We start from the raw sequence: 25623 nt of genomic DNA on the forward strand, positions 1-25623 counted from the left end.
TCCACCGGAGAAGCTCAAGAAGTTTCCTCAGCGCCGCCGGTGAAGCGGGATATAGGACCACCCCAGCTAACCGTCAATCAAAAAATGATGGGAAAATGGAAATTAAATGCCCGAAATCAGATAAATCGCGGAAAACCGCCATTAATGAAAAACAACTTTCTGCAGGACGGAACGGCTGCACGCCCGGCTTTCCGTTTTGGTAAATTATGTCGTTCCATGTCAGCATAATTCCTATCCAATTAAGGCAGGCGTAATGCCGTGCATTTTGCGACATACCCGCCAGTACCTTGCAACACATCGCTACAAACAGGTTTTCATGCCGAATCCTTCAGACAAATCCTCCCTCATCCGTCAGGTTAATGACCGCATCGCCGTACGGATGACGTTCATCTTCGGGAGCATCTGGTGTGTTTACGCATTTCTGGTGTTTTCGCTGATCCCGCTGGCAGCGCCTGCGTGGCAGAATACGCTGCTTTACATAAGCAACTGCATCCAGCTCGTGGCCCTGCCCGCCCTGATGGTGGGCAATGCCGTGCTGAGCCAGGGAAGCGACCAGCGCGCGGCGGAAGATCATGCCGCCCTGATTGAAATCCTGAACGATGTCCGCACCGAGGTAGCGGCACTTAAAGCCGTGACAAATGACGTGGCCCGCAAGACGGACGAGGCCGCGCGCCACCCTGCGTCTGAAGTGCTGTCCATTTCGGATGAGGCTGTTATCAATGTCATGGACCCGGAGCATCAGCCCCCTGCCCCGGCGGCGGCTACCAGCCCGGCCAAGGCTGAATAACCTTCATACCTATTGGAAAGACCCATGGCTCCTGAACTGAACCGGCCTGAGATCGTAGCAGAACTGACCGCCATGTCCGATCGCTACGAGACGGCGCTGGGCACGAATGACATCGCGGAACTCGATACCCTTTTCTATCAGGGGCCGGAAACGGTGCGCTATGGCGTGGGCGAGACGCTGTACGGATTTGACGAGATCGCGGCCTTTCGCCGTAACCGGACGGGCGGCTCACCGCCACGCGATGTGCTGCGCCGTCATATAACGGCCATTGGCACCGATACCGGCACGGTGGACCTGGAATTCCGCCGCCACGGGGGTGAGCGGATTGGCCGGCAGAGCCAGACATGGATCCGCACCCCGCAGGGGTGGAAGATCATTGCCGCGCATGTCTCGCTCATGGCCGATATTTCCTGATCAGCCGGAAGCAGCTTCCCCGGTGACATTCTGCAGGCGGGACAGCGCATCCACGAACCCGGTTGCAAATGAGGCCGTTCCCTGTGCCACAGGGGCGGCCATTTCCGCCGCGCGCGCATAAAGGGCATGCGCTGCCGCGACCGCCAGCAGGCGATCATTACCTGATGGCGTGACGGCAAGTGCTGCCGCGACCAGCCCGCCCAGGGCACACCCCATGCCTGTTACCGCCGTCAGCATCGGGTGGCCGCCTGGTATGATGATATGTTGGCCATCGGGGGCGAGGATATGGTCTTCCGGCCCGCTAATGGCCACGATCACACCGCGCGCCTGTGCCAGTTTCGCGGCCAGCGGCAACGCCTGCGTAATGGAGGCCGTGGTCTCCACCCCCCGCGCGGTCGCGGCCCCACCGGCCAGCGCCATTACCTCGCTAGCATTGCCGCGAATCACCGCCGGGCCACGCATCGCCAGATCGTGAATGATCGTATCATATTCACTTGCCCCGGCCCCCATGGCCACCGGGTCCAGCACCCACGGCACATGATGTGCATTCGCCGCCGTAACCGCGACAATCATATCCTGCGCCGTGCAGTTGATCAGCCCCGCCGCATTGACCCACATCGCCCCCGCATGGGCACCAAAACTCGATGCCCAGCCAGGTGCGGCCCCAATGGCCGGTGCGGCGCCCACGGCAAGCAGCACATTGGCGCTCAGGGTTGCCGCAACGTAATTGGTCAGCCCGTAAACAAAGGGATGCGTGAAACGGATGCGCTGCAGGATGGAGCGGCAGGCAGGGTTATCATAATCCATGGGGAGCGGGGCGGAACACATCAGAAACGTCCTTTACCTGTCCTTTTATCCCGCATGCACAATGCGAAACAGACAGGGGTTGCCTTTTAACGATAATCGACTGAAAACACTAACTGCTACGGTCAATCAAAACCGGAGCGTTTTCGATTCCCACCATGCTCTCCAGCAGCATATCGTAGCAGGAACATACCGTGCGACCAGCTCTGCTTTCAGCCCCTGTCATTCTTGCTGCTGGACTTCTCTCCACGTCATCCGCGTGGGCCGTGGACGCGCTGGGCCAACAGACGGCCAAGCTATGCTTCAGCCTGCACGATGCCGCCCTTGCCGGTGGCTATTCATGGGGCAAGGGACGGCTTTATTACGGCACCCACTCCTATCCCGTTAAGGTGAAGGGCGGGGGCGCCGTCGGCTTTGGCTACAGCAAGCTGAAAGGCGACGGAAAGGTTTACAACCTTGCCCGCCTGTCCGACATCAATGGCACCTACTGGTCCGTCCGTGCGGAAGCCACGATGGGCCGGGGCCGGAATGTTGTGGTCATGGACAATAACAAGGCCGTTGACATCAAGGCCAGCATGCACACCAACGGTGCGCATCTGGCTGCCGCCGTCATGCGGCTGACGCTGCATGTTGACCCCGGTGGCGAACGACCGGACACGATGCCCACGACCTGTTCGTTCCCCATCCGTTAGGGCCATCGCCCCCCGCCTAGAGGGTGCTGATCTGGATTTCCACCAGATGGGGGCGACCGGACGCCATTGCGGCCTCGATCACGGGGGCGATGTCCTGCGCGCGTGTGACAAGGCGTGAATCCAGCCCGTACGATGCCGCCATGGCCTGATAGTCAATGGGTGGATCAGCCAGGTCCATGGCCAGGAAGTTGCCTTCACGGGCCGAAACGTAATGCGTCTGCTGGCGCATGAAGCCTTTCAGCACGTTATATTCGCGGTTGTTCATGACCACGAAGGTCACCGGCAGTTGCTCATGCGCCGCCGTCCATAGCGCCTGCGGGGAATAGAGCGCCGCGCCATCGCCCACCAGGCAGACAACCGGCTCACGCCCCAGCCCCAGCGACGCCCCTACGGCGGCAGGCATGCCCCAGCCCAGCGCACCACCGCGCAGGAACGAATATTGCGCGGCCCAGTCACTATCAAGGAACATGCGGACATAGGATGACGTGGCGATGGCCTCATCCACGATCGCAACATGGGGACCAATGGCACGCACGGCCTCATAGGCCGCGACACAGGGGGCAATGACCGCATCCTCACGGTGCCGGGCCACCAGTTGCCCGGCCTCCGCCCGCCGCTGCGCGCGTGCGCCCGCCACAGCGTCCCGTGCCGCGCGGAATTCAGCCCGGCGGGGTGCGGTCTCACGTTCCAGCATGGGCAGCATGGCGGTAAGCGATGCGCGGATATTACCCACCAGCGAAAGCGGCGTCTGGAACGTGCGGCCCAGATCCCGCGCATCGGCCGAGACCTGATAGACCGCGCAGCCTGGCGGCACGGGCGACCCCTCCGAATACAGGATGGTGATGAGCGATTTGCCACCCAGCGCGAAAATGGCGTCATAATCCGACAGGCGGCGCGCGATATCTGTGGCGCGCGTGGGCATGTTGCCCGCCCACAGGGGGCAGGAGGTGGCAAACGGAATCCGTGATGGCCACGACGCACCGTAAACCGGCGCGCCCAGCAGTTCCGCCACCGCCGCTACTTCCTGCGCAGCGTTGGCGCCATGCACCTCGTCCCCCGCGATGATGGCAAGCCGCCCCGGTGTGATCGCCGCCAGCGCACGCGCCAGTTCCGGCAGGCCGCCTGCAATGGAATCGCGGTTGATGACGGATGGCGCGCCAATATCGATATCGCTGGCCTCCTCCATCACATCCATGGGCAGCGACAGGAACACAGGGCCAGATGGCGCGGCCATCGAATCGTTGAACGCGCGCCTGACCAGCACGGGCAACTGATCCGCATGCAGCACTTCCTGCGCCCATTTGACGGCAGGTGTGGCGATACTGACCAGATCACCAAACAGCAACGGATCGGAAATGGTATGCCGCGAGTCCTGCTGCCCGGCCGTGACGACAAGCGGTGTCTGCGAGACACTGGCATTAAGGAGGTTGCCCATACCGTGCCCTAGCCCGCCCGCGGTATGCAGGTTGAGGAACCCGGGACGGCCCGCCGCCTGTGCATAACCGTCAGCCATGGCCACGACGCTGGCTTCCTGCAACGCCAGGATGTAGCGCAGGTCCGGGCGGCGCTGGAGTGCATCAATCAGCGGCAGTTCCGTCGTGCCGGGATTGCCGAATATGTAGCGCACCCCTTCACTTTCGAGAATTTCCAGCAGGATGTCGGCCCCCCGCCGCCCTCCTGTCCGCTGTGCCGCGACATCAAGCGGTGTAATGGCCATAGTCTTTCCTGCCTGTTGTGGGGGTGTTGGCCTATCGCATCATGTTTTCAGCCCCGGGTCCACCATGCGGCCAGCAGGTCTGCCATAATTTTTCGCTTGTTAATGATAATGATTATCATTATTAAACAATCAACCCGTGGGACACGGCAGATTCCCGACCGTCGATTTCCCGACCTTACCCACGGCAACTTCCGGCATCACCAGCAATCTGGTGATGCCGTTTTTTTATCTGCCCCTTCAGGCGTATTCCTCCAGATGGGTGACGAATGTCAGCCCGCGCGCCGCCTCCGGGTCCACAAAATGCACGTCATCAGGGGCGCGGCGCGGGGTGTCGGTGGCCAGGAAGATGACCGGCTCCTGCCCGACCGGCTCGATGCCATGAATGGTGTCACGCTGGAAAACCACCATCTCCCCGGGGGAAAGCAGCCGGGCCGGGTCATCCCCGATCAGGAAGTTCAGCCGCCCGGACAGCAGCAGCAGGTGCTCATCGCACATGCGGTGAAAATGCCGGGGCAACGGATGGTAGATGCGGAACAGCCGCATGCTGCAGGCCGGACTGTCGGACAGGTAGGTATCGACAATCAGGCTGTCGGCATGGGCGGGAAAGCGTTTGCCGATCGCATTGAGGTCAAAAAATCTGTATCGTCCATCCATGTGCGTCATGCTCCCTGGCTCTGTCGGCAGCCCCCGGAACGGCGGGACGGCACTATGCCAGTTTATCCCCATACCGGACCATGGAGACGATATGATACCATACCCCCATGAAAGCACGCCTCTTGCCCGCTGACCGCCCTGCCTCCCGGCCTGCCCCGGCAGCGCCCCGTGGCGGGGATGAAGCGACTGCCGGATTCCCCCTGCCCGCGGCCATCGAGACACTGCACCGCAACGGGGCCATCACCGCCCACCATGTCGCCGCGGCCCGGTTCTGGGCCACGGATTACCGGATCGGGGTGATGGGGCAGGAAGACCCGCAGCTTGAGCGGACATCATGCGGCCTGTCCCGCCGCGCCCTGAACGGGCGGCTGGGGTCCATCAACCGCTACAGATATATCCATGACATTATCGGCTACCGCTATGAACGGGTGCTGATCGCAGCCCTCATCAACAACCGGCCCATGCGCGAACTCGCGCGCAGCACCCGCCATGACCCCGCGCATATGGACAGTGTCATGGCGCTGCTGCTGGACATGCTGACCCGCCATTATGATGCCATGCCCGGCCACCTTTGGCAGGGCTGAGCCACGGGACTTACTGGCGATAGGCCTCGGCAAAGGCGGCGGCGGCCCCCAGCAGGCCCGGCTCGGGGTAGGTAATCAGCTTGACGGGCATTTCCGCCATCATGCCCTCGAACCGGCCCTTGGCCACGAACCGCTCGGCAAAGCCGGAACGCGGCAGGTGCTTGGCCAGGCGCAGCCCGAGCCCGCCCGCGATCACGACGGCACTCCCGCCCTGCGCCAGCGCGAGATCCCCCGCCACCGTGCCCAGGCTGAGGCAGAACCGCTCCAGCGCGGCCGAAGCGACATGGTCGCTCCCTTCCAGCGCCATGGTCCACAGCGCCTTGTCATCACGCGCCCGGACCGAAAGCTCACCTATTTCGGCAATGGCTTCATACAGGTTCAGCAGCCCCGGCCCGGAGACCACGCGCTCGACCGAGACACGGCGGTACCGCCTGCGCAGCACGCCCAGGATACGGTCCTCGAACTGGTCAAGCGGGGAGAAGTCGATATGCCCCCCTTCGGTCTCGCACACGAAATAACCGTTCCTGCGCCGCACGATATAGGCGGAACCAAGACCCGTGCCCGGCCCGACAATGGTGATGACCCCCTGTTCGGGCAGGGGCACGTCAGGGCCGCACAGATGCTGGAGGCTGTCCGCCCCCACCTGCGCCACCGCATGGCCGACCGCACCGAAATCATTGACCAGAATCAGTTCATCCACCCCCAGCTTGACCGGCAGCCACGCGGGCTGGATGACCCATGGGTTATTGGTCAGCTTCAGGATGTCACCCTTGATGGGGCAGGCCACGGCAATGCCGGCCGACCGGGGCAGCGGGCGGTCGATCTTGCGGCTGAAGGCCTCCCACGCCAGTTGCAGGCTGGCGTGATCGGCGCATTTCAGGGTTACGGCATCTCCCAGCGAGATGACCCGCCCCTGATCCACCTGCGCGATGGCGAACCGCGCATGGGTTCCGCCAATGTCAACTGCGACGATCTCTTTCATATCCGGTCACGCTCCGTGGCCACAGGGCGGTTTTTCGCCCTTCATTATCACTCAACCTGCCTGCGTCCGGGCAAGCCCGGTACCGCAGGCGCCCCGGTTAACACATCCATCCCGCCAAAAATAACCTGCCCGTCCGTGATTTTTCATGGCCCGGCCACGGGCCATAACGGATGGGGTGCGGATTCAGTCGGTCTGGTCCGCCTTTATGGCCGAAAGTATCCGCCGCTTGAGCGGCCACGGCACCAGCGTATCCACCAACCGCAGCACCGAGAACACGAAGGGAAACACCAGATGCGGCCGGTTACGGTCCACGGCGCGCGCAATGCGGCGCGCCGCCACGGGCGCGGTCTGCAGGAAGGGCTTGGCCCCCACCACGCGGCGGCTCATCGGTGTATCCACAAACCCCGGCGAGACCAGCGTCACCCCGACACCCAGCGGGGCAAGGGCCATCTGCTGCGCCTCGGCAAAGCGCTTGAGCCCGGCCTTGGAGCCGGAATAGGCAGCGGCGAACGGCAGGGCGTGAAAAGCCGCAACCGACCCGATCAGCACGATATGCCCCCGCCCGCGCGGCACCATACATTCGGCCGCCGCCGCCGCCATGGCCGATGGCGTGGCGTAATTGACCAGCCCCAGCCGCAGCACGTCCTCCGCCCTTTCCACCACGTCCTGCCCGCGCCGCATGTCACCCAGCCCGGCGGCAAGGATGGCGATGCCCAGCGGATGGCTTTCATCATCCTCGCGCAGGGCGGCGATGGCGGCGGCCCCATCCATCAGGTCAAGCGCGCGGGTATGGACATCCACCCCGAAACCACGCGCCCGCGCCGCCACATCCTCCAGCCGCGTCCTGTCGCGCCCCCACAGCACCAGCGGCCGCCCGCGCGCCGCGTACAGCCATGCCAGTTCGGCCCCGATCCCGCTGGATGCGCCGGTAATCAGCACATATGCACCTTCATCCATGCGTGAACTGACCTTTCCTGTCATTGTCTGTCTTCCTTTTCGGGGTCCTTCTGTGCCATCAGCACAGCAACAGAACGGATAACCGAATCAATTCTTTTAACCCATACCCGCATAGCCTCCCCCGTTCCGCCACGGAATGAAGGTCGATGCCGGTAATGTTCAGGATGCAACGAACCGGTCATGAACGAAACCGATCGTCTTACTATCATTCCCGTTTCCGGCTTTCGTCAGATGACCACGTTTATCCAGCTGCCCCGTCGCCTGTACGCAGGGCTGCCCGGCTATGTACCCCCGCTGGACCTGACCCAGCGCGACCTGCTGACCCCGCGCAAGAACTCCTTTTTCCGCGTGGGGCGGGCGCAGTATTTCCTGGCCATGCGCGGCGGGCGCGCGGTCGGGCGCATCTCGGCCCAGATCGACCCCATTTCCATGGCGCATTATGGCGAGCGCGTGGGGTTCTTCGGCGCGCTTGACGCCATTGACGACATGGCCGTCGTCTCCGCCCTGCTCGATGCGGCGGGCACATGGCTGCGCCGCCACGGCATGAAGCTCATGCGCGGCCCCCAGACGCTGGACAGCAATGGTGAGTTCGGGATGATGCTGTCCGGCCACCACGCCCTGCCCATGGTGGCCATGCCGTGGCACCCGCACTGGCTGCCCGGCATGATGGAAGCGTGTGGCTGCACCAAGGCGCGTGACCTGCTGGCCTACCAGATGCGCACCGGCCCGGATGCGGAGGAGGCGCATCTCGTCCCCGCCTCCCTGCGCATTGGCGAGGGCAGGCTGGGCAATATCTCCACCCGTGGCCTGCGCCTGGACCGGATAGAGGAAGACGGCGAGATCCTGCGCACGCTGTACAACGATGCCTGGCGCAACAACTGGGGCTCGATCCCGCTGGCGCGCGAAGACATCCAGTCCATGATCGTGGAGCTCAAGCCCCTGCTCAAGCCCGAGCATTTCGTGCTGATCGAACAGGCGGGCAAGCCGGTATGCGTGGCGCTGGTGGTCCCCAACGTGTTCGATATTTCAGCCGACCTCAACGGCGCGCCCTCCCCCCTTGGCTGGCTCAAGCTGGGCAAGCGGCTGCTGCGGCATGAATTCCATTCCGCGCGCGTGATCCTGCTGGGCGTAAGTTCCACACTGGATGGCACGGCGCTGGGCGCGATCATGCCTGCCCTCGCCATTACCGAACTCATGAAGCGTGGCCGCAGCCTGCCCTACCGCACGATCGAACTGGGCTGGGTGCTGGAAACCAACATGCCCATGCGCCGCCTGATCGAACGCATCACCCCGCAGCCGTGCAAGCGCTACCGCGTTTACGACAAATCGCTTGAATCCTGATCCCGCGCGCCTTCGGGCAGGTGGCTCCAGCCACGCCGCGCAAGGGGCATGTCCTGCCCGTTTTCGTCCAGAACCCGCACGCCGCAGCCCGCCACCACCTGCCCGATGCGGGTGACGCTGACATCACGCCGCGCGGCATGGCGCTGTAACGCCGCCTCCTGTTCAGGCGGAACGGCAAGCAGCAGTTCATAGTCATCACCACCAGAGAGGCAGCGCGCCAGCCATTGCGGCCCCAGCGCCCGCACCGCGGGTGAAAGCGGGACCTGCCCGGCATGCAGCACCGCGCCCACGCCGCTCTCACGCGCCATGTGGCCCAGGTCCTGCACCAGCCCATCGGATACATCCATGCCGGCCGAGGCGATCCCCCCCAGCGCCAGCCCCAGCCGGGGGCGGGGCAACTGGTAGCGGCCGGCCAGAAAGCCATCAGGGTCCGCCACCTTTCCCTGCCGGGCCAGCAGTCCCATCGCCCCGTCACCAATCGTGCCGGTTACCCACAGGCCATCCCCTACCCGCGCGCCACAGCGCCGCAGGGCCATGCCCGGCGCCACATGCCCCAGCACGGTCAGGGAAAGCACGAGCGGGCCGGAGGTGGATGTGGTGTCCCCCCCCAGCAGGGTAATGCCGAACTGCCGCTGGTCATGCGCCAGACCGGCGGCAAAGCCCGCAAACCATGCCTCATCCCGCGCCGGGGGCATGGAAACCGTCAGCAGGTAGCCCAGAGGGGTGGCGTCCATCGCCGCAAGGTCCGACAGGTTGCAGCGCAGCAGCTTGCGGCCCACGGTATCCGCCGGGTCATCGGGCAGGAAATGCACGCCCTCCACCATCGCGTCCGCCGCCACCACAAGCTGCCGCCCGGCAGGGGGCGTGAACACGGCGGCATCATCACGCAGGTCGAGCGCGCCCTCTCCCGCCAGCGGGCGGAAAACACGGGCAATGAACCCGAATTCGGCAGGCAGGCCGTTATCCGGCCGTTCTTCCCGCCCCATGGCCATCGTTCCTTCGTGCGGGTTTAACGCGCCACGTCGTCCGGCACGTCCGTGACATCCGGCGCGGCATCCTGCGCGGGCACGGGTGCGGCGGGTTCGTTCACGCGGCGGGACAGGGCGTCAAGCACGCCATTGAGCATGCGCGGCTCATCACCGGCCAGGAAGCCGTGACCGATATCCATATATTCGTTGATGATGACGCGCGCGGGCACCGGGTCGGCACTACCGGTCATTTCTCCCCCGGCGGCATGCATGATGGCGCGCAGCACCGGGTCCAGCCGGGCCAGCGGCCACGATGCGGGCAGGATTTCATTCAGCAGGGCGTCGATACGTTCCTGCCGGGCCACGGCGCCGCGCACCACAATGGCAAATAGCCGTGCATCGGCATCAGGCACCTGCCCATCGGCATAATCGCACTGGCTGGAGGCCGAGGTGCCCAGCCGGTGGCGGGTGAACTGGCTGATCACGCTTTCGGGGTTTTCATTGCCCTGCTCGATCTGGAACAGAGCCTGCACCGCCGCAACACGCGATGCGGTACGGGAGCGGACCTTGGGCTGCCGGTCACCGTCTGTCTGTGTCATGCGCGTTACTCCTGCTGTGGCACTGCTGCGAAATCAGGGCTTCATCGCCTCTTTGCGCGGCGGGGTCCAGTTCAATCTTTGTTTTTTGGTCCGGGCGGGGGAAAGTCCTCGCCTGCATCGCCCGATACGGAGGCCGATATCGTGCCAAGAATATCAGCAAAATCCTTGGTTTCCCGGAAATCCCAGTGCACGGAAGCGAAACGGATATAGGCAACCGAATCTATTTCGCGCAGCGTCTCCATGACCTGCCGCCCGATATCGCGTGAGGGGATGTCCGTCTCCCCCGTCGCTTCAAGGTGGCGGACCAGACCGTTGACGATCCGCTCGATCCGCTCCGCATCGACCGGACGCTTGCGCAACGCGATTTTTACCGACCGCGCCAGCTTGTCACGTTCAAAGGGCACACGGCGGCCATCGGCCTTGATCACCACCAGGTCACGCAACTGCACGCGCTCGATGGTGGTGAACCGCTGCCCGCAGGATGCACAGATCCGACGCCGGCGGATGGCCGCGCCATCTTCATGCGGGCGGCTGTCCTTTACCTGTGTTTCCTCATGTCCACAAAACGGGCAACGCATGCAAACCGGCTCCTGATTACCGAAAAAACAGACCTCCCGCGCAGGCGGGCCGGGTCAGACGCCCACTTCCGCCAGCACGTCCAGCACGGCCGCGCCGTAACGTGTCAGCTTGGAGCCACCCACGCCACGGATCATGCCCAGCTCATCAAGCGTGGTCGGGCGCTCAAGGGCAATATCATGCAGCACGGCGTCGTGAAAAATGACATAGGGCGGGATTTCCTGCTCCCGCGCCTCCCCCAGCCGCCATTTCCGCAGGGCCTCGTACCGCGTGGCCGCCTGTGGTGTCAGGTCCGCCATCTGCGGGCGCGAACCCGTGCCCGTGCTACGCCCGGCGGCGCGCAGGTCCTCGGTCGCGTCCTCGCGCAGCATGATCTGCTCCTCCCCCCGCAAGATGGGGCGCGCACGCCCTTCCTCAAGGGCGAGGGAATTATATTCCCCGGTCACCTTTATCGCACCACGTGCGATCAGTTGCCGGATCACGCCCCGCCAGAAGGGCTCGGGCCGGTCGCTGCCAATGCCGAATACGGTCAGCTTTTCATGCCCGTGCCGCGCGATCATGTCCGATGACTTGCCCCGCAGCACGCCCGCCACATGAACCGCGCCAAAACGCTGTCCGGTGCGGTATATGGCCGAAAGGACCTTCTGCGCCGCTACCGTACCGTCAAAGGTGGCGACCGGGTTGCGACAGTTGTCGCAATGGCCGCAGGGAGTGGCCAGTTCCTCGCCAAAACAGGCCAGCAATGCCTGCGTGCGGCAGCCTGTCGTCTCGGTCAGGGCGATCATGGCTTCCAGCCGCGCGCTCATGATCCGCTTCTGGGCCTGCGGCGCGTTGGACTGCTCCAGCCAGTAGCGGGCGCGGGCCATGTCGTCGCCGCCATAAAGCAGGACGGTCTCGGCCTGTTCGCCATCACGCCCGGCGCGGCCGATCTGCTGGTAATACCCCTCGGGCGAGGATGGCATGTCCAGATGCACCACCGCACGCACATCGGGCCGGTCAATGCCCATGCCGAATGCGATGGTGGCCACGATCACCACGGCCTCGCCCGAGCGGAAGCGCATGAGCGCGGCACGCTTTTCCACCGGCGAAAGCCCGGCATGGAACGGCAGCGCCACATAGCCCTTGCCCGCCAGCGAACGCGCAATGCGCTCGGTCTTGCTGCGGCTGCCGCAATAGACGATGGACGCCGCCCCCCGGTGCCGGTCCAGTATGGCGGTCAACTGCCGCATCTCGGACGTTTTGGGGCGCACCGCGATATCAAGGTTGGGCCGGTGGAAGCTGGCCTTGAGCACCGTGGCCTCGGGCATGGCCAGCGCGTCAAGGATATCGGTGCGGGTGCGCGCATCGGCCGTGGCGGTCAGGGCGATGCGCGGCACATCGGGAAAATGCTGGGGAAGTGCCGCAAGCTCGCGGTATTCGGGCCGGAATTCATGGCCCCATGCGGAAATGCAGTGGGCCTCGTCAATCGCGATGACGGAGAGTTTCAGCCGCCCGAGCCGTTCCAGCATGCCGGGAAAAAGCAGGCGTTCGGGCGATACGTACAGGATATCAAGCCGTCCCGCCACAAGGTCGGCACGGACGCGGGCTGCGTCCTCGGCTTCCAGTTCGGAATGTAGCGCGCCCGCATTGACGCCAAGCTGCCGCAGGGCGGCCACCTGGTCGTCCATGAGCGCGATCAGCGGGGAAATGACCAGCCCCGTTCCGGGCCGGGCAAGGGCGGGCACCTGATAGCACACGCTCTTGCCGCCGCCCGTGGGCATGAGCACCAGGCAGTCCCGGCCCGCCATGACCTCATCCACGGCCTGCTGCTGCAGGCCACGGAAGTCGGGAAAGCCGAAAACCTCGGCCAGCACATCACGCGGGTTGCGTGACTGCCCCCCCTGCCCGCTCAGGTGCGAAATGTCGGAATCTGCGCTCAGTTTCCGCCAACCACGATTTCAACGCGGCGCGACGCCAGCACACCGTCTTCATTATTGACCGGCCCACGCGGCTGCTGGCGGATGCGGGCCGCGTCCACGCCGTCAACCGCAAGCTGGCGCGCCACGATCTTGGCGCGGTCGATGGCCAGCAGTTCATCAGCCGACAGGTCATGGCTGGCGGCGGCGTAACCTTCCACCCGCACTGTGGCATGGCGCGCCACCGCACGCTGGGCGGCCTGCGAGATCACGGTCTGGGCCGGACCGTCGATCTGCACGGAATTCTGGGTGAAGAAGACGATATATTTACCCGGATGGCCACCAGCGCACCCGGTCAGCAGACCCAGACCAAGAAAAAGAGACAGGCGACGCATGATGGACTCACTCCCGATTCAGCTATTCAAGACAAACCGCCAAAAGCCAGCGGGTTCTTTGATCCGATTTTCCGCTACTTCGTGCCCTGCGGTGCCCACCACGTCAATCCTTTCGGCAGGCATGACTACTTTCTTACTGGCGCACCTCAACCGTTTTACCATCCACGATGCGCCATACGCGGTCCAGCTTTTCCACCCCGGTCAGGCGGTGGGCGATCAGGATGACGGTGCGCCCCTGCGTCACCCCGTTCAGGGTCTGGAGGAACTCCTGCTCGGTCCGGGCGTCAAGCCCGGTGCCCGGTTCGTCCAGTATCAGGATCGGCGCACGGGACAAAAGCACCCGCGCCAGCGCAAGCCGCCGCCCCTGCCCGCCGGACAGGCTGGCACCACCTTCACCCAGCCAGCTATCCAGCCCATCGGGCAGGCCGCGCACCACATCGGCCACACGGGCCTGCTCCAGCGCGGCCCACAATTCATCCTCGCTGGCATCGGGGCGACCCAGCAGCAGGTTGGCACGAATCGTATCCGCAAACAGATGCGTCGCCTGGGAAAGCCATGCGATCCGCCCGCGCAGCGCGTCCTCACGGATGGTGGCGATATCCTGCCCGTCCAGTTCGATGCGCCCGGATTGCGGGGCCACCACCTTCAGCAGCAGCGCCGCCAGCGTGGACTTGCCCACACCGGACGGCCCCAGCAGCGCGATGCGCTGGCCTGCCGGTATGCTCAGGTCCAGGCCATCAAGCACCGGTGCGCGGTCAGCACTCCAGCGGAAGGAGACATGATCGAAGCGGATGTCATTCCCCGCAGGCGCGGGCTGCGTGCCCTCGGGCGGGGCATGTTCGGGCAGGTCGCCCACGGCCACGACGCGCGCGGCCGCACGGGTGATGTTGCCCGCCAGCGCCCCGGCACGGGTCAGCCCACCCACGCTCTCGAACGCGGCCACGGTCAGGAACAGGACGGCAGCGGCGGGCAGCGGCGGGACACGAGGCAGGCCCAGCCCCATCGCTGCCGCCAGAACCGCAACAACCGCCGCCTGCCCGCACAGATAGGACGCCGCACCGGCAGCAGCGAGCATACGGGCCTGCCGCATCTGCGCGTGGCACAGGGCGCCATCACGCTGGCGGACATGCGCCAGCATGCGCCCCTCCGCCCCGAAGGTCGCGATTTCACGTAGGCCGCCCACCATGTCCAGCACGCCAATACGAAGCTGCGCCGCCGCATGGTTGACCTGGCCACCATCGCGCCGCCCCAGCATTGCGGCGATCAGCGGCAGGAGGAAGGCCCCGCAGGCAAAAAGCCCCGTCACCACGACCGCAAGCGCGGTGCTGACCAGATTGATGGCGATGAACAGGAACGGCAGGATCAGGACCGCACCGGCCAGCGGCACGATAATGCGCAGATAAAGCCCGTCCAGCGCCTCCACATCCGCCACAAGACGCGACAGCAGGTCCCCCGCGCGGCGGAAGCCAAGCCCCGCCGCCGCCCCGCGCGCCAGATGGCGGAAGAACCACACCCGCACATCCGCCAGCGCGCGGAACATCGCATCATGCGTGAGCAGGCGCTCCGAATAACGCAGGATCACGCGCGCGCTGCCCAGAATACGCAGGCTGCCCGCAGTCACCACAACCATGCCCAGCGTCATGGCGGCAACACGGACCCCGGCCTCACGCATCAGCAGCAGGCCGATGAGCAGCGCCAGCAGCGACAGGATGGCGCCCGCCGTCAGCAGCGGCGCGCGGTTGCGCCAGATATGCAGTATCCGCAGCACCGGGGCCAGAACGCCCTCACGGTCCGCCTGCCGTGCGAACGCCCGATTTTCCGAGGTTTTCACGATGCGCTCTCCATGCTGGTAGCGATATGGCCCCGCTCAAGGTCGATACGCTGGCCGCCAAACACATCAACCGCCGCCGAATGGCTGGCAAGGATGACGGTGCGCCGCGCGGCAAGCCTGAGCAGGCTGTCGAACACCTCGGCCTCGGTCTGGGGGTCAAGATGGGCGGTCGGTTCATCCAGCAGCAGGAGCGGCGCATCCTTGAGGAAGGCGCGCGCAATCGCGACCCGCTGCGCCTGCCCGCCGGACAGGCCAAAGCCGCCCTCGCCAATAACGGTATCAAGCCCCTGCGGCAGGCTGGAGACGAAGCCATCCGCCGCTGCCGCCTCAAGTGCCGCCTGAAGCTGGGCTTCCGTCGCATCGGGCCGGGCGAACAGGATGTTTTCACGCAGGGTGCCCGCGAACAGGACCGGCTTCTGGCCGATCCATGATGTCATAGCCACCAGCGCCTCGGGCATGAGGGTGGTCATGTCAACGCCATTGAGGGTGATCCGTCCCTCCGTCGGCTGGATGAAGCCCAGCAGCAGTTCGATGATGGTGGACTTGCCCGAACCCGACGCCCCGCACAGCACCAGCGTCTGCCCGGCGGGCACGGTGAACGAGATATCCTCCAGCGTCGGGCCGCGCGCGATATCCCATGTAAAACCCACATGCTCAAACGCGACACGCACGCCCTGCCCCGTCTCGCATACCGCCTGACCGGCGGCGCGGACCGCATCGGCTGCGGGCAGGATCTTCATCGCACCCGCTGCCCCTGCCGCATGGGCACGGTCCTGATAGGCCAGGGCAAGACTGCGGAAGGGTGCGAAGAATTCCGGCACCAGCAGCACCACGAACAGCGCGCGCGCCGTATGCGCCGCCATGACCGTCGCAGCCGCCCCCTGCTCATGCAGCGCCATGAGCTGCGCCCCGTTGCGCAGCGCCACCAGCACGAGCGCCACGACCAGCGCGCAGTCAATCGACGCGGAAGACAGGAAGGCAACACGCAGCACCTTCATGGTGCGCTGGCGCAGTTCCTCGGCCGCGGCGGCGAGGCGGCGGGTCTCATCCTCCGTCCGGCCGGACAGGACAATGGTGGCGATGCCACGCACGCGGTCCAGGAACCGGGCCTGAAGGCGCGTCATGGCGAGGAACTGGTTGCGCGACGCCACCGCCGCACCAATGCCGAACACGGCCTGCCCGAACGGTATGGCGATGCCGCACACCGCCATGATCAGCGCCGAACCCGGCTGCACCAATGCAGCAAGAAGCCCGATGACGAGGGGCGCGCCCACCCACAGCACGGAAGCAGGCAGCCAGCGCGCGAAAAAGCCGTCCAGCGCCTCGATCCGGTCAACCGCCAGCGCCGTCAGCTCACCCGTATGGTGCCGCCGCAAAAGCCCCGGCCCGCCGCGCAGGATGCCCTCAAGCACCCCGTCACGCAGCCGGATGCGCGCCTTCATGCCCGCGCGGGCGGCCAGTATGTCGGCCCCCATCTGCACGCCGGCGCGCAGTATGGCCAGAATGACAAGACCAGCCAGCGGCCAGGCCGCCACCGGCATGCCACCGGGCACCAGCACGCAGGCCAGCACCTCCGCCACGCACCAGACCTGCCCCACGGCGATTACCGCCACAACCAGGCCCAGCATTACGACAGGCATGGCCTGCCTGCGCCCAAGACGTGACTGTGCCCGCGTCCACGCCTTCATCACTGTCTTGTCATCGTTCATGACCGCACCCTATACCGAATGACACCGCACAGGGACAGCCATCATGCCGCGCCATAAGCTGCCCACGACATAACTCTGCCATGCATTTTTGCATGCATTCAGTCGGACAGTTCGTCCGGATCGGGCTGCTTGAGCGGGAAAACAAGTACATAGCGGGTGCCGTTTTCCTCAAACAGTTGCAACTCACCCCCAAGCTGCCGGGCAAAGCCGCGGATAAGCTGCATGCCGATCCCGCCACGCGTCGCCTCGTTCCGTGCCGCGGCCATGCCCACACCGTTATCGGCAATCCACAGGCATGCGCGGCCACCATCCATCGCGCGCAGCCCGACCTCCAGCGTGCCGTGCTGGCGGTCGGGGAAGGCATATTTCAGGGTGTTACTCACCGCTTCGGTCACGATCAGGGCAAGCGGCACGGCCTGATCGGGCACCATCAGCAGGTCATCGACCCGGATGTCGAGCGTGATGCGGCTTTCATCGGATTCCCCGATCGCATGCATGATCTGGCCACACAGTTCCTGCACGAAGCTCTGCATGTTCAGGCTGTAAAGCTCGCCATCGGCGTACAGGTAGCGGTGCAGCGTGGCCAGCGCGCGCACGCGGTCACGGGCCTGGGCGAATTCCTCACGCGCGGCGGGCTGGCGGATACGGCCTGCCTGCAGGTTCAGCAGCGATGCCACGATCTGGAGGTTGTTCTTGACGCGATGGTGCATTTCCTTGAGCAGCAGTTCCTGGCGCACCTGCGCGCGCTCCAGCCGCTTTTCATGCCGCGCCAGCCTGCGCGTCGCCTTGCTGAAGGCATGGGCAAGCTGCCTGACCTCCAGCGGCATGGCCCAGTTGGAGCGCACGTCATACATGCCGCCCAACTGCCACTGGTTGACTGAATCGGTCAGCAGGCGCAGCGGCGCGATCACCAGCACATCCGCACTTTTCGATGCCCCCAGCAGCCCCACAAGCAGCAGCAGCCCGCTGCTGACCAGCGAGACCGCGAACATGACCACCGCATGCCGCTCCCCCGCGTTGCGGCGCGTCATGGCCAGAACGAATATGCCGCCCTGCACCCGGCCGATGGAGAATGACCCCTCGGGCAGGGTAATGTGGCCATGCTCCTGATTGCGCGCGAGCATGAACCGCACCCATTTCATGATCGGCTCGGAGGGATGGCTCTCCCACCCGCAGTCAACACACAGGGGGACTGCCGTATGCGCGTGGCTGTCGAGAACCCATATCTGGATAAGGCCGTTCTGCTGGACCAGATCCTGTCGCGGGTCGGCGCCCTGCAGGATGGAGCTGCGCCATGACAGCGGCATGATGGCCGTAAGATAGCCCGAGCGGGCCGGGCGGCCATTTTCATCACCAATCATGGTGGCGACGGTAATGCGGAAATGGGTCGGGACATGCGTGACCGGATCGGTAATGGCCACCATGCCGATATCCCCCTGGAAACGGGGCATGTCCTCAATGGTCAGCGGGGGCACATCGCCTGCACGTCCCACGGATGTCAGGATGTTGCCCCGGTCATCGGCCAGCGCGATCTGGGTATAGTGGCGGCTGGTCAGGGACTGGACCAGTTCCAGCATGCGCCGCATCCCGTCATCATCCAGCCGCATGCGCGAGACCGCCTGAAGCAGTGAGCCGAGATGTTCGGATTCGTGGCGCAGTTCCAGGTCAATGCGCGCCACCGTCTGGTCGGTGCGGTACCCGGGGGCTTCCAGTGTGTTGTGATAGCTGTGCCATGCCTGCACCGCGCCGATCAGTGCAATGGGCATGGCTGCAAGCAGGATGATCGCCATCATCCGGCCCCGCACGGCGTCGAACACACGTCCGACCCAGGTGAACAGGCTCCGGTGCCGGGCGGCCCTGCGGGCCCGACCGGAAGATGGAAAGAGGGACATCTATTTTGTCCGCTTCCGGTCTTCCTCAATCAGGCGCAGGAGTTCCTCGGGAACAGGCTCCTTGGTCACATCATCGAACAACTGATGCAGCCCCCGCTTCAGCCATAGCTCAAACGCATCATCCGACCGGTCTGTGGACTTCTTTCCTGGTTGCCTGGGAGGACACTTGTCCTTCAGCGCCATCGCATTATCCCGAAGTAAATTCCCACTTCACATAACCCCTGACGGTGCCAGGGCCGTAACCTACCCTGCAAACTTCCTGACCCCTGGCGCGGATATAGCTGTCAGTGCCATATTTATACCATTATTCAAAGTGGGAATTCAGCCCTCAGGCAGAGACCGCGGGCCGCGCATCCCTGCCCGCGCGCAGCCGCCGGACCGCGCCACGCAGCGCAACGGCGGAAATATCGCGTTCTTCCCCATACAGCCATGCGGCAAGCTGACGGCGGGCGCGGAACACCCGGCTCTTGGCCGTTCCCACCGCGCAGCCCGTGGCTGCGGCCAGTTCGTCGTAGCTCATGCCCTGCATCACCACCAGCACCAGCGCCTCACGCTGGTCGGCAGGGAGGCGGTCCATCGCTTCAGCCAGTTCCTTTATGACGAGGCGGTCTTCATGCGCGCCGCTGCCCGCAACGGCGGAGGCGGGCACGTCATCAATATTACTTGTCTCACGCTTCTTGCGCAGGTCCGAGATGAACCGGTTGCGCAGGATTCGGTGCATCCACGCGGAAAAATTGGTGCCCGGCGTAAAGCTGTGCTGGGCGGCAAGCGCGTTGCAGACCGCATCCTGCACAAGATCATCCGCCGCCGCGCGATTGCGCGTGAGCGAAAGGGCCTGAACACGCAGCCGGGGCAGGATTGCAAGCATTTCGTCATGAAAACTGCTGGTCATTGTCTTCTCCCCTGTTTGATCATTGGTAAGGAGGCAATGAACGGGCGGTGCGGAAGGTTACATTCCTTCATGTAACGAAAACGCGAGCAGGGATAAAAAGTTCCCGCTCATTCTCCCTCACGCCGGGAATGGTCCGAACCCGTGGCCATGTATTCCATGATCTGCGCCCGCGCGCGTGAGACCCGGGCCTTGATGGTGCCCACGGTCACGCCGCATACCCGCGCGGCCTCGGCATAGGTCATTTCCTGCACCCCCACCAGCACCAGCGCCTCACGCAGGCGGGGGGAGAGCCGCCAGATCGCGCCATCAAGGTCACGCAGGTCATCGGCGCGTTCCGTGCCGGCACTGTCGGGCTGGTCGGGCCGGTGGGCGTAATCGGACATGACATCGCGCTCACGCCGCCCATGGCGTGCCTGTTCGTAAAACAGGTTGCGCGCGATGGTGTACAGCCACGCCTTCATGCTCGTGCCCGGCGTGAACTGCTCGAGCGCGCCCAGCGCGCGCAGCACCGTTTCCTGCACGAGATCATCCGCCGATGCGACCTGTCCGGTCAGAAAACGGGCAAAACTGCGCAATTGTGGCAAAAGAGCCAGCATCTCGCCACGCAAGTGCGTGACCATGGACGGATCGGGTGGTATTCTGGATTCCAGTTTGTTTTACTCTCAAGTCTTGCAGCACAGTGTAACGCTGTCATGATCCGGGTGTAACAATTTATCTGGGGAGATGAATGCCTCATGTCGCTATCACGGCGTCAAGATCTGCTTCGCGCCCTGCCCTATGCCCGGCGTTATGCCCGCGCGCTGTGTGGCAGCCAGTCGAGCGGCGACCTTCTGGTGGCCGAAAGCCTGCGTGAGCTGATGGCGGTGGATGATCCTTCCATGCCGCCCCGTCTGCGCCTGTACCAATGGATATCGCGCCACCACGCGCAGGACTGCAGCACGGCCGAGCCCGAAGGCGGCATGTCGCAGCAGGCGCGCAAGCTGCTCCTGCTCACGGCCCTTGAGGAACTGAGCATAAACGACGCCGCACGCGTCCTCTCGCTTGCCCCCGCACAGGCTGGCGCCATGCTGGAGGAAGCCCGCGCCCGCCTGCGCTCATGCGCCCAGACCAGTGTCCTGATCATCGAGGATGAACCCATCATCGCCATGGATATCGAGGAACTGGTGCGCCAGTGCGGCCATACCATCGCCGGTGTCGCCAGCAGCGAGGCGGAAGCCGTCAGGCTGGCGCGCGAGACCCGGCCCGGCCTGATCCTGGCCGACATCAACCTTGGTGATGGCGGTGATGGCATGAGCGCGGTCTCGAACATCCTGCGCCATCAGGACATCCCGGTCATTTTTGTCACCGCCTATCCCGAGCGCCTGCTTACGGGCGATACGATCGAACCCGCCTTCGTCATCACCAAGCCCTTCGAACCCCTTACGCTGGCCGTTTCAACCTATCAGGCCGTGTCGGGCGGTGTGCCGCTGCACTGACCTGCCATCCCGCTGCATGCCTGTTACCTGCGCCCGTGTCCTCCCCTCCGTCTCCCCTTGCGTATATGCTGCCGGTTCCGGCCGCGTACCCGGACGAGGCTGATTCGTCACCGACAGCTTGCAGAGAGGGCAGATGAAACGGCTGGTCATTGTCTCCAATCGCGTTCCCGTTCCAACCGAGGGGCTGCGCCCCGGCGGGCTTGTGGTGGTGCTGAAGGACCTGCTGGCGCGGCAGGGCGGCATGTGGTTCGGCTGGAACGGGGTCTGTCACCCCGACGCGGCCCACCTGCCCCCCGAAATTCAGGAATCCGGGGGCGTGGAATACGCCACCATCGGCCTGACCCCGGCCGAACACCGTAATTATTACACCGGCTTTTCCAACTCCACCTTATGGCCGCTCATGCATTCCCTGCCTGAATGCATTCATTTCGAGCGGCGGGAGCTGGCGTCCTACTGGTCGGTCAACGAGCGGTTCTGTGAAAACCTGCTGCCGCTGCTGCGCCCGGACGACATCATCTGGATTCACGACTACCACCTCCTGCCGCTGGCCGCCCTGCTGCGCCGCCATGGGGTGCGCCAGCCCATCGGCTTTTTCCTGCACACCCCCTTCCCCGCGCCGGACATGCTGGCGACAGCACCCGATGGCGGCACCTTCCTGCGCGACCTGCTGAAGGCGGACCTGCTGGGATTCCAGACGGCGGATGACACCGCCAATTTCATCTTCGCCGCAAGCCGCAAGGCGGGTGCGCGCGTGGTGGATGAGGAAACCCTTGTGTTCGAGGGGCACAAGGTCCGTGTCGGCACCTTCCCCGTCGAGATCGCGCCCCAGCACTTCGCCGCCACCGCTGCCGCCGCCATGGATACGGAAGACCTGCACAGGCTTTCGGGCTCACTGGCCGGGCGCAGGCTGATATTCGGCGTGGACCGCATGGACCCGACCAAGGGACTGGACCACCGGCTGGCCGGGTACGAACGCCTGCTGGAAACCTATCCCGCACGCCAGCGGCACGTCACCTTCCTGCAGATCGCGGCGGAAAGCCGGACGGACGTGGCCAGCTATCAGGCCCTGCGCAACCGGCTGGAACACCAGATCGGCAAGCTCAACGCCCATTGCGGGCAGGCCGACTGGACGCCGCTGCGCTTCCTGACCCGGGGCAGCCCGCGCGCCACCGTGGCCGGGTACATGCGGCTGGCGGATATCGGCTACATCACGCCGCTACGCGACGGCATGAATCTGGTGGCCAAGGAATTCATCGCCGCACAGGACCCCGAAAACCCCGGCGTGCTGGTTCTGTCGCGGCTGGCTGGCGCGGCAAAGCAGCTTGACGCCGCCCTGCTGGTCAACCCGCTGGACCATGACGACATGGCCGATGCGCTGGAACGCGCGCTGGCCATGTCACTTACGGAACGGCGCGAACGCTGGCAGGCCTGCTGGAACGCCATCGCCAACCGCACGGCGCTGGGCTGGGGCCTGTCCTTCCTGAACATCCTGCAGGCCACGACGGATCGCTGATCGCGCACGGCGGCCTTGCGCACTGTATGGTTGTGGAGACATAAGCGGCCATGGCTTCTCCTCCCCTTCTTCTCCTTCAGGATATTACCCTGACCCTTGGCGGCGCGCCGCTGCTCAATGGCACGGGCTTTGGCGTGGCACCGGGCGAGCGCATCTGCCTTGTCGGGCGCAATGGCTGTGGCAAGTCCACGCTGCTGCGCATCGCGGCGGGCGAGATACAGGCCGATGACGGTACCCGCTTCGTGCAGCCCGGCACCACCATGCGCTACCTGCCGCAGGAGCCGGACCTGTCGGGCTTCGCCACCACGCTGGATTACGTGCGCGCGGGCATGGGGCCGGGCGACCCGGAATACCGCGCCGCCGCCCTGCTGTCCGAACTGGGCCTGAACGGCACGGAAAACCCGGCCACCCTGTCCGGTGGCGAGGCACGACGCTGCGCACTGGCCCGTGCGCTTGCACCCGAGCCTGACCTGCTCTTGCTGGATGAGCCGACCAACCACCTGGACATGCCCACCATTGAATGGCTGGAGCGTGAACTGCTTTCGCTCTCCTCCGCCATGGTGATCATTAGCCATGACCGGCGGCTGCTGGAAACGCTGTCACGTTCGGTCGTGTGGCTGGACCGTGGCGTGACCCGGCGGCTGGACCAGGGCTTCGCGCGCTTCGAGACATGGCGTGAAGAAGTGCTGGAGCAGGAAGAACGCGACAGCCACAAGCTCGACCGCCAGATCGCGCGGGAGGAAGACTGGATGCGCTATGGCGTGACCGCGCGCCGCAAGCGCAACGTCCGCCGCGTGGCCGAACTGGCCACCCTGCGCCAGAACCGCCGCAACGCCATCCGCCCGCAATCCGGCCTGAAGATGGAAGCGCGCGAAAGCGACCTGTCAGGCAAGCTGGTGGCGGTGGCCGAGAACATCTCCCGCGCCTATGACCCCGCGCATCCGGTGGTGCGCAACCTCGACCTGCGGGTGCTGCGCGGCGACCGGCTTGGCATTGTCGGGGCCAATGGCGCAGGAAAAAGTACCCTGCTGCGCCTGCTGACCGGGCTGGACCAGCCCGATTCAGGGCATATCTCCATTGGCAGCGCGCTGTCCGTGGTGACGCTGGACCAGCAGCGCCGCTCGCTCGACCCCAACGCCACACTGGCCGATACGCTGACGGGCGGCGGCGGGGACATGGTGCAGGTGGGTGAGGAAAAGCGCCACGTCATCGGCTACATGAAGGACTTCCTGTTCCGCCCCGAACAGGCGCGCACACCCGTGGGCGTGCTGTCGGGTGGGGAGCGCGGGCGACTCATGCTGGCCTGTGCGCTGGCGCGGCCATCCAACCTGCTGGTGCTGGATGAACCGACCAACGACCTTGACCTCGAGACGCTCGACCTGTTGCAGGACATGCTGGCCAGCTACTCGGGCACGGTGCTGCTGGTCAGCCATGACCGTGACTTCCTCGACCGCGTGGCCTCCTCCATCCTGATGGCCGAAGGCGGGGGGCGATGGGTTGAATATGCCGGGGGCTACAGCGACATGCTGGCCCAGCGCCGTGACGAGACACTGGCCGCCCGCCCCCGCCAGGAACGCGAAACCGCGCCCTCCGCCACCACGGATGTCACGCCCACATCCTCACCCCGCCAGCCTGCGCGGAAACTGTCCTACAAGGACAAGCTGGCGCTGGAGCGGCTGCCAGGACAGATGGAGGCGCTGGAGGCGGAAATCGAGCGCCTGCGCGCCATACTGGCCGATCCCGGCCTTTACGGGCGCGACGCCGCCGCCTTCACCGCAGCCACCACCGCGCTGGAAAAGACACAGGCGGACCTGACCGCAGCCGAGGAACGGTGGCTGGAACTGGAAATGCTGCGCGAGACGCTTCAGTCTTCCTGAACCGGGGGAATAATCAGGCCGGATGCCTCCATCCGCGCGCGGGTGGCGGCAATGCCCTTCGTCACGGCCAGCGCCGCCTCCAGCGCGCGGCGGCCCGCCATGGCGTTGACCAGCACCGGCGCGCCATCAAGGCAGGACGCGGCAAAGGCCGCGTGTTCGGCGGCCAGCGTGTCATGATCGCGCCATGTGACGGATTCCCGCCGGAAGCCCCCAGTGCCCGGCAGGGGCAGGCCACGCTCGCGCCCGATCATGGTCAGTTCCCGCTTCACGAAATCGGCTGACAGGTAGCCTTCCTGCGAGAAGACACGCATCCGCCGCTCGGTCTTAAGAGAGATGCGGCTGGCGGCGATGGTCGCGACACAGCCGTTCTCGAAACGCACACGCGCATTGGCGATGTCCTCGAACGGTGAACTGACCGCCGCCCCCAGCGCATCGACACTTTCAATGGGACTGTCCACGATGGCCAGCACCAGATCAAGGTCATGGATCATGAGGTCAAGGATGACCGATACATCCGTGCCGCGCGGCTTGTAGGGCGCGATGCGCGTGGCCTCGATATAGAGCGGGCGCGAAATACGCTCGGTAATGGCCCGGTGCTCGGCTGAATAGCGCAGCAGGTGCCCCACCTGCAGCACCACCCCGTGCCGGGTGGCCAGGCGCGCCAGTTCATCGGCCTGTTCCAGCGTGGCCGCCATGGGTTTTTCCACCAGCACATGCCGCCCGGCCGCCAGCGCCTGCCGCGCCAGGTCGAAATGATGGTCCGCCGGGGCCGCGACGATAATCGCATCCGAACAGGCCAGCAGGTCGGGATAGGACAGCACCGGCGCGCCCCCGGCCTCGGCCGCGACACGGGCCGCACGCGGGCCATCAGGGTCATGGATGCCCGACAGGACCTCACGCGGGGAATGCAGCACCTTGAGCGCATGGAAGCGACCGAAATGCCCCGCCCCCACGATCCCGATGCGTAACTGCCGCCCCGCCGCTGCCCGTGCCTGCGCCATGCCCTGCCTCCCGCCTTGAATATATCTTTCCCTGCCCGATTAGCAGCCACCACCCCGATCGCCCACCC

26 protein-coding genes are annotated in these 25623 nt (G+C 65.0%); 9 read left to right on the forward strand and 17 right to left on the reverse strand.

What is annotated here, in order from left to right; translation table 11 throughout:
• The 3 genes from DY926_RS17700 to hpxZ all read left to right on the forward strand — a co-directional run.
• Positions 1-228 (forward strand): hypothetical protein (locus DY926_RS17700; protein ID WP_206609047.1); only part of this gene is annotated, 228 nt, incomplete at its 5' end.
• A gap of 88 nt (positions 229-316) precedes the next feature.
• Complete coding sequence (locus DY926_RS11695) at positions 317-787, forward strand: hypothetical protein (protein WP_116703539.1); 471 nt, start codon at positions 317-319, stop codon at positions 785-787.
• 24 nt (positions 788-811) lie between these two features.
• The gene (hpxZ, locus tag DY926_RS11700; RefSeq protein WP_116703540.1) at positions 812-1201 is read left to right on the forward strand and encodes an oxalurate catabolism protein HpxZ; all 390 of its coding nucleotides are present in this window, start codon (positions 812-814) and stop codon (positions 1199-1201) included.
• Here the strand turns inward: hpxZ and DY926_RS11705 are convergent, their stop codons facing one another.
• Complete coding sequence (locus tag DY926_RS11705; protein WP_116703541.1) at positions 1202-2029, reverse strand: hydroxyethylthiazole kinase; 828 nt, start codon at positions 2027-2029, stop codon at positions 1202-1204. It abuts the gene before it with no gap.
• Between the two features lie 170 nt (positions 2030-2199).
• On the opposite strand from DY926_RS11705, the gene DY926_RS11710 reads away from it, so the two are divergent.
• Positions 2200-2697, forward strand: coding sequence for a hypothetical protein (locus DY926_RS11710; protein WP_186336157.1), 498 nt, complete (start codon positions 2200-2202; stop codon positions 2695-2697).
• Positions 2698-2713: 16 nt separating this feature from the next.
• Here the strand turns inward: DY926_RS11710 and DY926_RS11715 are convergent, their stop codons facing one another.
• The gene (locus tag DY926_RS11715; protein ID WP_116703542.1) at positions 2714-4414 is read right to left on the reverse strand and encodes a thiamine pyrophosphate-binding protein; all 1701 of its coding nucleotides are present in this window, start codon (positions 4412-4414) and stop codon (positions 2714-2716) included.
• 237 nt (positions 4415-4651) lie between these two features.
• Positions 4652-5068 (reverse strand): cupin domain-containing protein, encoded by a 417-nt coding sequence (locus tag DY926_RS11720; RefSeq protein ID WP_116703543.1) that lies wholly within the window; start codon positions 5066-5068, stop codon positions 4652-4654.
• A 107-nt stretch (positions 5069-5175) separates the two neighbouring features.
• Here DY926_RS11720 and DY926_RS11725 point away from each other — a divergent pair, with 107 nt between their 5' ends.
• Positions 5176-5652: a hypothetical protein gene (locus DY926_RS11725; RefSeq protein WP_116703544.1), complete on the forward strand. Its 477-nt coding sequence runs from the start codon at positions 5176-5178 to the stop codon at positions 5650-5652.
• 10 nt (positions 5653-5662) lie between these two features.
• Here DY926_RS11725 and glk read toward each other — a convergent pair whose 3' ends face one another.
• A complete protein-coding gene (glk, locus tag DY926_RS11730) occupies positions 5663-6634 on the reverse strand; it encodes a glucokinase (RefSeq protein ID WP_116703545.1) in 972 nt (323 codons plus the stop codon).
• 183 nt (positions 6635-6817) lie between these two features.
• Complete coding sequence (locus tag DY926_RS11735; RefSeq protein WP_116703546.1) at positions 6818-7615, reverse strand: SDR family NAD(P)-dependent oxidoreductase; 798 nt, start codon at positions 7613-7615, stop codon at positions 6818-6820.
• A 156-nt stretch (positions 7616-7771) separates the two neighbouring features.
• Here DY926_RS11735 and DY926_RS11740 point away from each other — a divergent pair, with 156 nt between their 5' ends.
• Positions 7772-8932 (forward strand): hypothetical protein, encoded by a 1161-nt coding sequence (locus tag DY926_RS11740; protein WP_116703547.1) that lies wholly within the window; start codon positions 7772-7774, stop codon positions 8930-8932.
• Here the strand turns inward: DY926_RS11740 and thiL are convergent.
• From thiL to DY926_RS11795, 11 genes are all read right to left on the reverse strand, one after another.
• Complete coding sequence (gene thiL / locus DY926_RS11745; protein WP_241503186.1) at positions 8908-9918, reverse strand: thiamine-phosphate kinase; 1011 nt, start codon at positions 9916-9918, stop codon at positions 8908-8910. The two genes, DY926_RS11740 and thiL, sit on opposite strands and share 25 nt — an antisense overlap.
• 23 nt (positions 9919-9941) lie before the next feature.
• On the reverse strand, positions 9942-10499 hold the full coding sequence (gene nusB / locus DY926_RS11750; protein ID WP_116703549.1) for a transcription antitermination factor NusB: 558 nt from the start codon (positions 10497-10499) through the stop codon (positions 9942-9944).
• Between the two features lie 71 nt (positions 10500-10570).
• Entirely contained in the window at positions 10571-11077 is a 507-nt protein-coding gene (nrdR, locus tag DY926_RS11755) for a transcriptional regulator NrdR (RefSeq protein ID WP_116703550.1), read from the reverse strand.
• Between the two features lie 54 nt (positions 11078-11131).
• Positions 11132-12967, reverse strand: coding sequence for a DNA helicase RecQ (recQ, locus tag DY926_RS11760; RefSeq protein WP_116703551.1), 1836 nt, complete (start codon positions 12965-12967; stop codon positions 11132-11134).
• Positions 12968-12990: 23 nt separating this feature from the next.
• The gene (locus DY926_RS11765; RefSeq protein ID WP_116703552.1) at positions 12991-13365 is read right to left on the reverse strand and encodes an OmpA family protein; all 375 of its coding nucleotides are present in this window, start codon (positions 13363-13365) and stop codon (positions 12991-12993) included.
• 133 nt (positions 13366-13498) lie between these two features.
• Entirely contained in the window at positions 13499-15196 is a 1698-nt protein-coding gene (gene cydC, locus DY926_RS11770) for a thiol reductant ABC exporter subunit CydC (protein ID WP_116703553.1), read from the reverse strand.
• Positions 15193-16905, reverse strand: a complete 1713-nt coding sequence (gene cydD, locus DY926_RS11775) for a thiol reductant ABC exporter subunit CydD (RefSeq protein WP_116703554.1) — start codon at positions 16903-16905, stop codon at positions 15193-15195. The genes cydC and cydD overlap by 4 nt, the downstream gene beginning before the upstream one ends.
• A 98-nt stretch (positions 16906-17003) precedes the next feature.
• Complete coding sequence (locus tag DY926_RS11780; protein WP_116703555.1) at positions 17004-18797, reverse strand: sensor histidine kinase; 1794 nt, start codon at positions 18795-18797, stop codon at positions 17004-17006.
• Positions 18798-18980, reverse strand: a complete 183-nt coding sequence (locus DY926_RS11785) for a hypothetical protein (RefSeq protein WP_116703556.1) — start codon at positions 18978-18980, stop codon at positions 18798-18800. It lies immediately after the preceding gene.
• A 145-nt stretch (positions 18981-19125) separates the two neighbouring features.
• Entirely contained in the window at positions 19126-19689 is a 564-nt protein-coding gene (locus DY926_RS11790) for a sigma-70 family RNA polymerase sigma factor (RefSeq protein ID WP_116703557.1), read from the reverse strand.
• Positions 19690-19796: 107 nt separating this feature from the next.
• Complete coding sequence (locus DY926_RS11795; protein WP_186336158.1) at positions 19797-20285, reverse strand: sigma-70 family RNA polymerase sigma factor; 489 nt, start codon at positions 20283-20285, stop codon at positions 19797-19799.
• Positions 20286-20423: 138 nt separating this feature from the next.
• Between DY926_RS11795 and DY926_RS11800 the strand changes: the two genes are divergently transcribed.
• The 3 genes from DY926_RS11800 to DY926_RS11810 all read left to right on the forward strand — a co-directional run bounded on the left by DY926_RS11800 (position 20424) and on the right by DY926_RS11810 (position 24554).
• Positions 20424-21164 carry a response regulator gene (locus DY926_RS11800; protein WP_116703558.1) on the forward strand — a complete coding sequence of 247 codons (741 nt, stop codon included), beginning with the start codon at positions 20424-20426 and terminating at the stop codon, positions 21162-21164.
• A 133-nt stretch (positions 21165-21297) separates the two neighbouring features.
• Positions 21298-22677 (forward strand): alpha,alpha-trehalose-phosphate synthase (UDP-forming), encoded by a 1380-nt coding sequence (locus DY926_RS11805; RefSeq protein WP_116703559.1) that lies wholly within the window; start codon positions 21298-21300, stop codon positions 22675-22677.
• 50 nt (positions 22678-22727) lie between these two features.
• On the forward strand, positions 22728-24554 hold the full coding sequence (locus DY926_RS11810) for an ABC-F family ATP-binding cassette domain-containing protein (protein WP_116703560.1): 1827 nt from the start codon (positions 22728-22730) through the stop codon (positions 24552-24554).
• Here the strand turns inward: DY926_RS11810 and DY926_RS11815 are convergent.
• On the reverse strand, positions 24542-25555 hold the full coding sequence (locus DY926_RS11815) for a Gfo/Idh/MocA family protein (RefSeq protein WP_116703561.1): 1014 nt from the start codon (positions 25553-25555) through the stop codon (positions 24542-24544). The two genes, DY926_RS11810 and DY926_RS11815, sit on opposite strands and share 13 nt — an antisense overlap.
• Between the last annotated feature and the right edge of the window lie 68 nt (positions 25556-25623).

The sequence above is a fragment of the Komagataeibacter melaceti genome, from assembly GCF_003403295.1.
GTDB lineage: Bacteria > Pseudomonadota > Alphaproteobacteria > Acetobacterales > Acetobacteraceae > Komagataeibacter > Komagataeibacter melaceti.

Excerpts from the sequence above, each read along its gene's own strand:
- DY926_RS11695 (WP_116703539.1), top strand. The coding sequence starts at position 317 with ATGCCGAATCCTTCAGACAAATCCTCCCTCATCCGTCAGGTTAATGAC.
- hpxZ (WP_116703540.1), top strand. The coding sequence starts at position 812 with ATGGCTCCTGAACTGAACCGGCCTGAGATCGTAGCAGAACTGACCGCC.
- DY926_RS11705 (WP_116703541.1), bottom strand. The coding sequence starts at position 2,029 with ATGTGTTCCGCCCCGCTCCCCATGGATTATGATAACCCTGCCTGCCGC.
- DY926_RS11715 (WP_116703542.1), bottom strand. The coding sequence starts at position 4,414 with ATGGCCATTACACCGCTTGATGTCGCGGCACAGCGGACAGGAGGGCGG.
- DY926_RS11720 (WP_116703543.1), bottom strand. The coding sequence starts at position 5,068 with ATGGATGGACGATACAGATTTTTTGACCTCAATGCGATCGGCAAACGC.
- DY926_RS11725 (WP_116703544.1), top strand. The coding sequence starts at position 5,176 with ATGAAAGCACGCCTCTTGCCCGCTGACCGCCCTGCCTCCCGGCCTGCC.
- glk (WP_116703545.1), bottom strand. The coding sequence starts at position 6,634 with ATGAAAGAGATCGTCGCAGTTGACATTGGCGGAACCCATGCGCGGTTC.
- DY926_RS11735 (WP_116703546.1), bottom strand. The coding sequence starts at position 7,615 with ATGACAGGAAAGGTCAGTTCACGCATGGATGAAGGTGCATATGTGCTG.
- DY926_RS11740 (WP_116703547.1), top strand. The coding sequence starts at position 7,772 with ATGAACGAAACCGATCGTCTTACTATCATTCCCGTTTCCGGCTTTCGT.
- thiL (WP_241503186.1), bottom strand. The coding sequence starts at position 9,918 with ATGGGGCGGGAAGAACGGCCGGATAACGGCCTGCCTGCCGAATTCGGG.
- nusB (WP_116703549.1), bottom strand. The coding sequence starts at position 10,499 with ATGACACAGACAGACGGTGACCGGCAGCCCAAGGTCCGCTCCCGTACC.
- nrdR (WP_116703550.1), bottom strand. The coding sequence starts at position 11,077 with ATGCGTTGCCCGTTTTGTGGACATGAGGAAACACAGGTAAAGGACAGC.
- DY926_RS11765 (WP_116703552.1), bottom strand. The coding sequence starts at position 13,365 with ATGCGTCGCCTGTCTCTTTTTCTTGGTCTGGGTCTGCTGACCGGGTGC.
- cydD (WP_116703554.1), bottom strand. The coding sequence starts at position 16,905 with ATGAACGATGACAAGACAGTGATGAAGGCGTGGACGCGGGCACAGTCA.
- DY926_RS11780 (WP_116703555.1), bottom strand. The coding sequence starts at position 18,797 with ATGTCCCTCTTTCCATCTTCCGGTCGGGCCCGCAGGGCCGCCCGGCAC.
- DY926_RS11785 (WP_116703556.1), bottom strand. The coding sequence starts at position 18,980 with ATGGCGCTGAAGGACAAGTGTCCTCCCAGGCAACCAGGAAAGAAGTCC.
- DY926_RS11790 (WP_116703557.1), bottom strand. The coding sequence starts at position 19,689 with ATGACCAGCAGTTTTCATGACGAAATGCTTGCAATCCTGCCCCGGCTG.
- DY926_RS11795 (WP_186336158.1), bottom strand. The coding sequence starts at position 20,285 with ATGCTGGCTCTTTTGCCACAATTGCGCAGTTTTGCCCGTTTTCTGACC.
- DY926_RS11800 (WP_116703558.1), top strand. The coding sequence starts at position 20,424 with ATGTCGCTATCACGGCGTCAAGATCTGCTTCGCGCCCTGCCCTATGCC.
- DY926_RS11805 (WP_116703559.1), top strand. The coding sequence starts at position 21,298 with ATGAAACGGCTGGTCATTGTCTCCAATCGCGTTCCCGTTCCAACCGAG.
- DY926_RS11810 (WP_116703560.1), top strand. The coding sequence starts at position 22,728 with ATGGCTTCTCCTCCCCTTCTTCTCCTTCAGGATATTACCCTGACCCTT.
- DY926_RS11815 (WP_116703561.1), bottom strand. The coding sequence starts at position 25,555 with ATGGCGCAGGCACGGGCAGCGGCGGGGCGGCAGTTACGCATCGGGATC.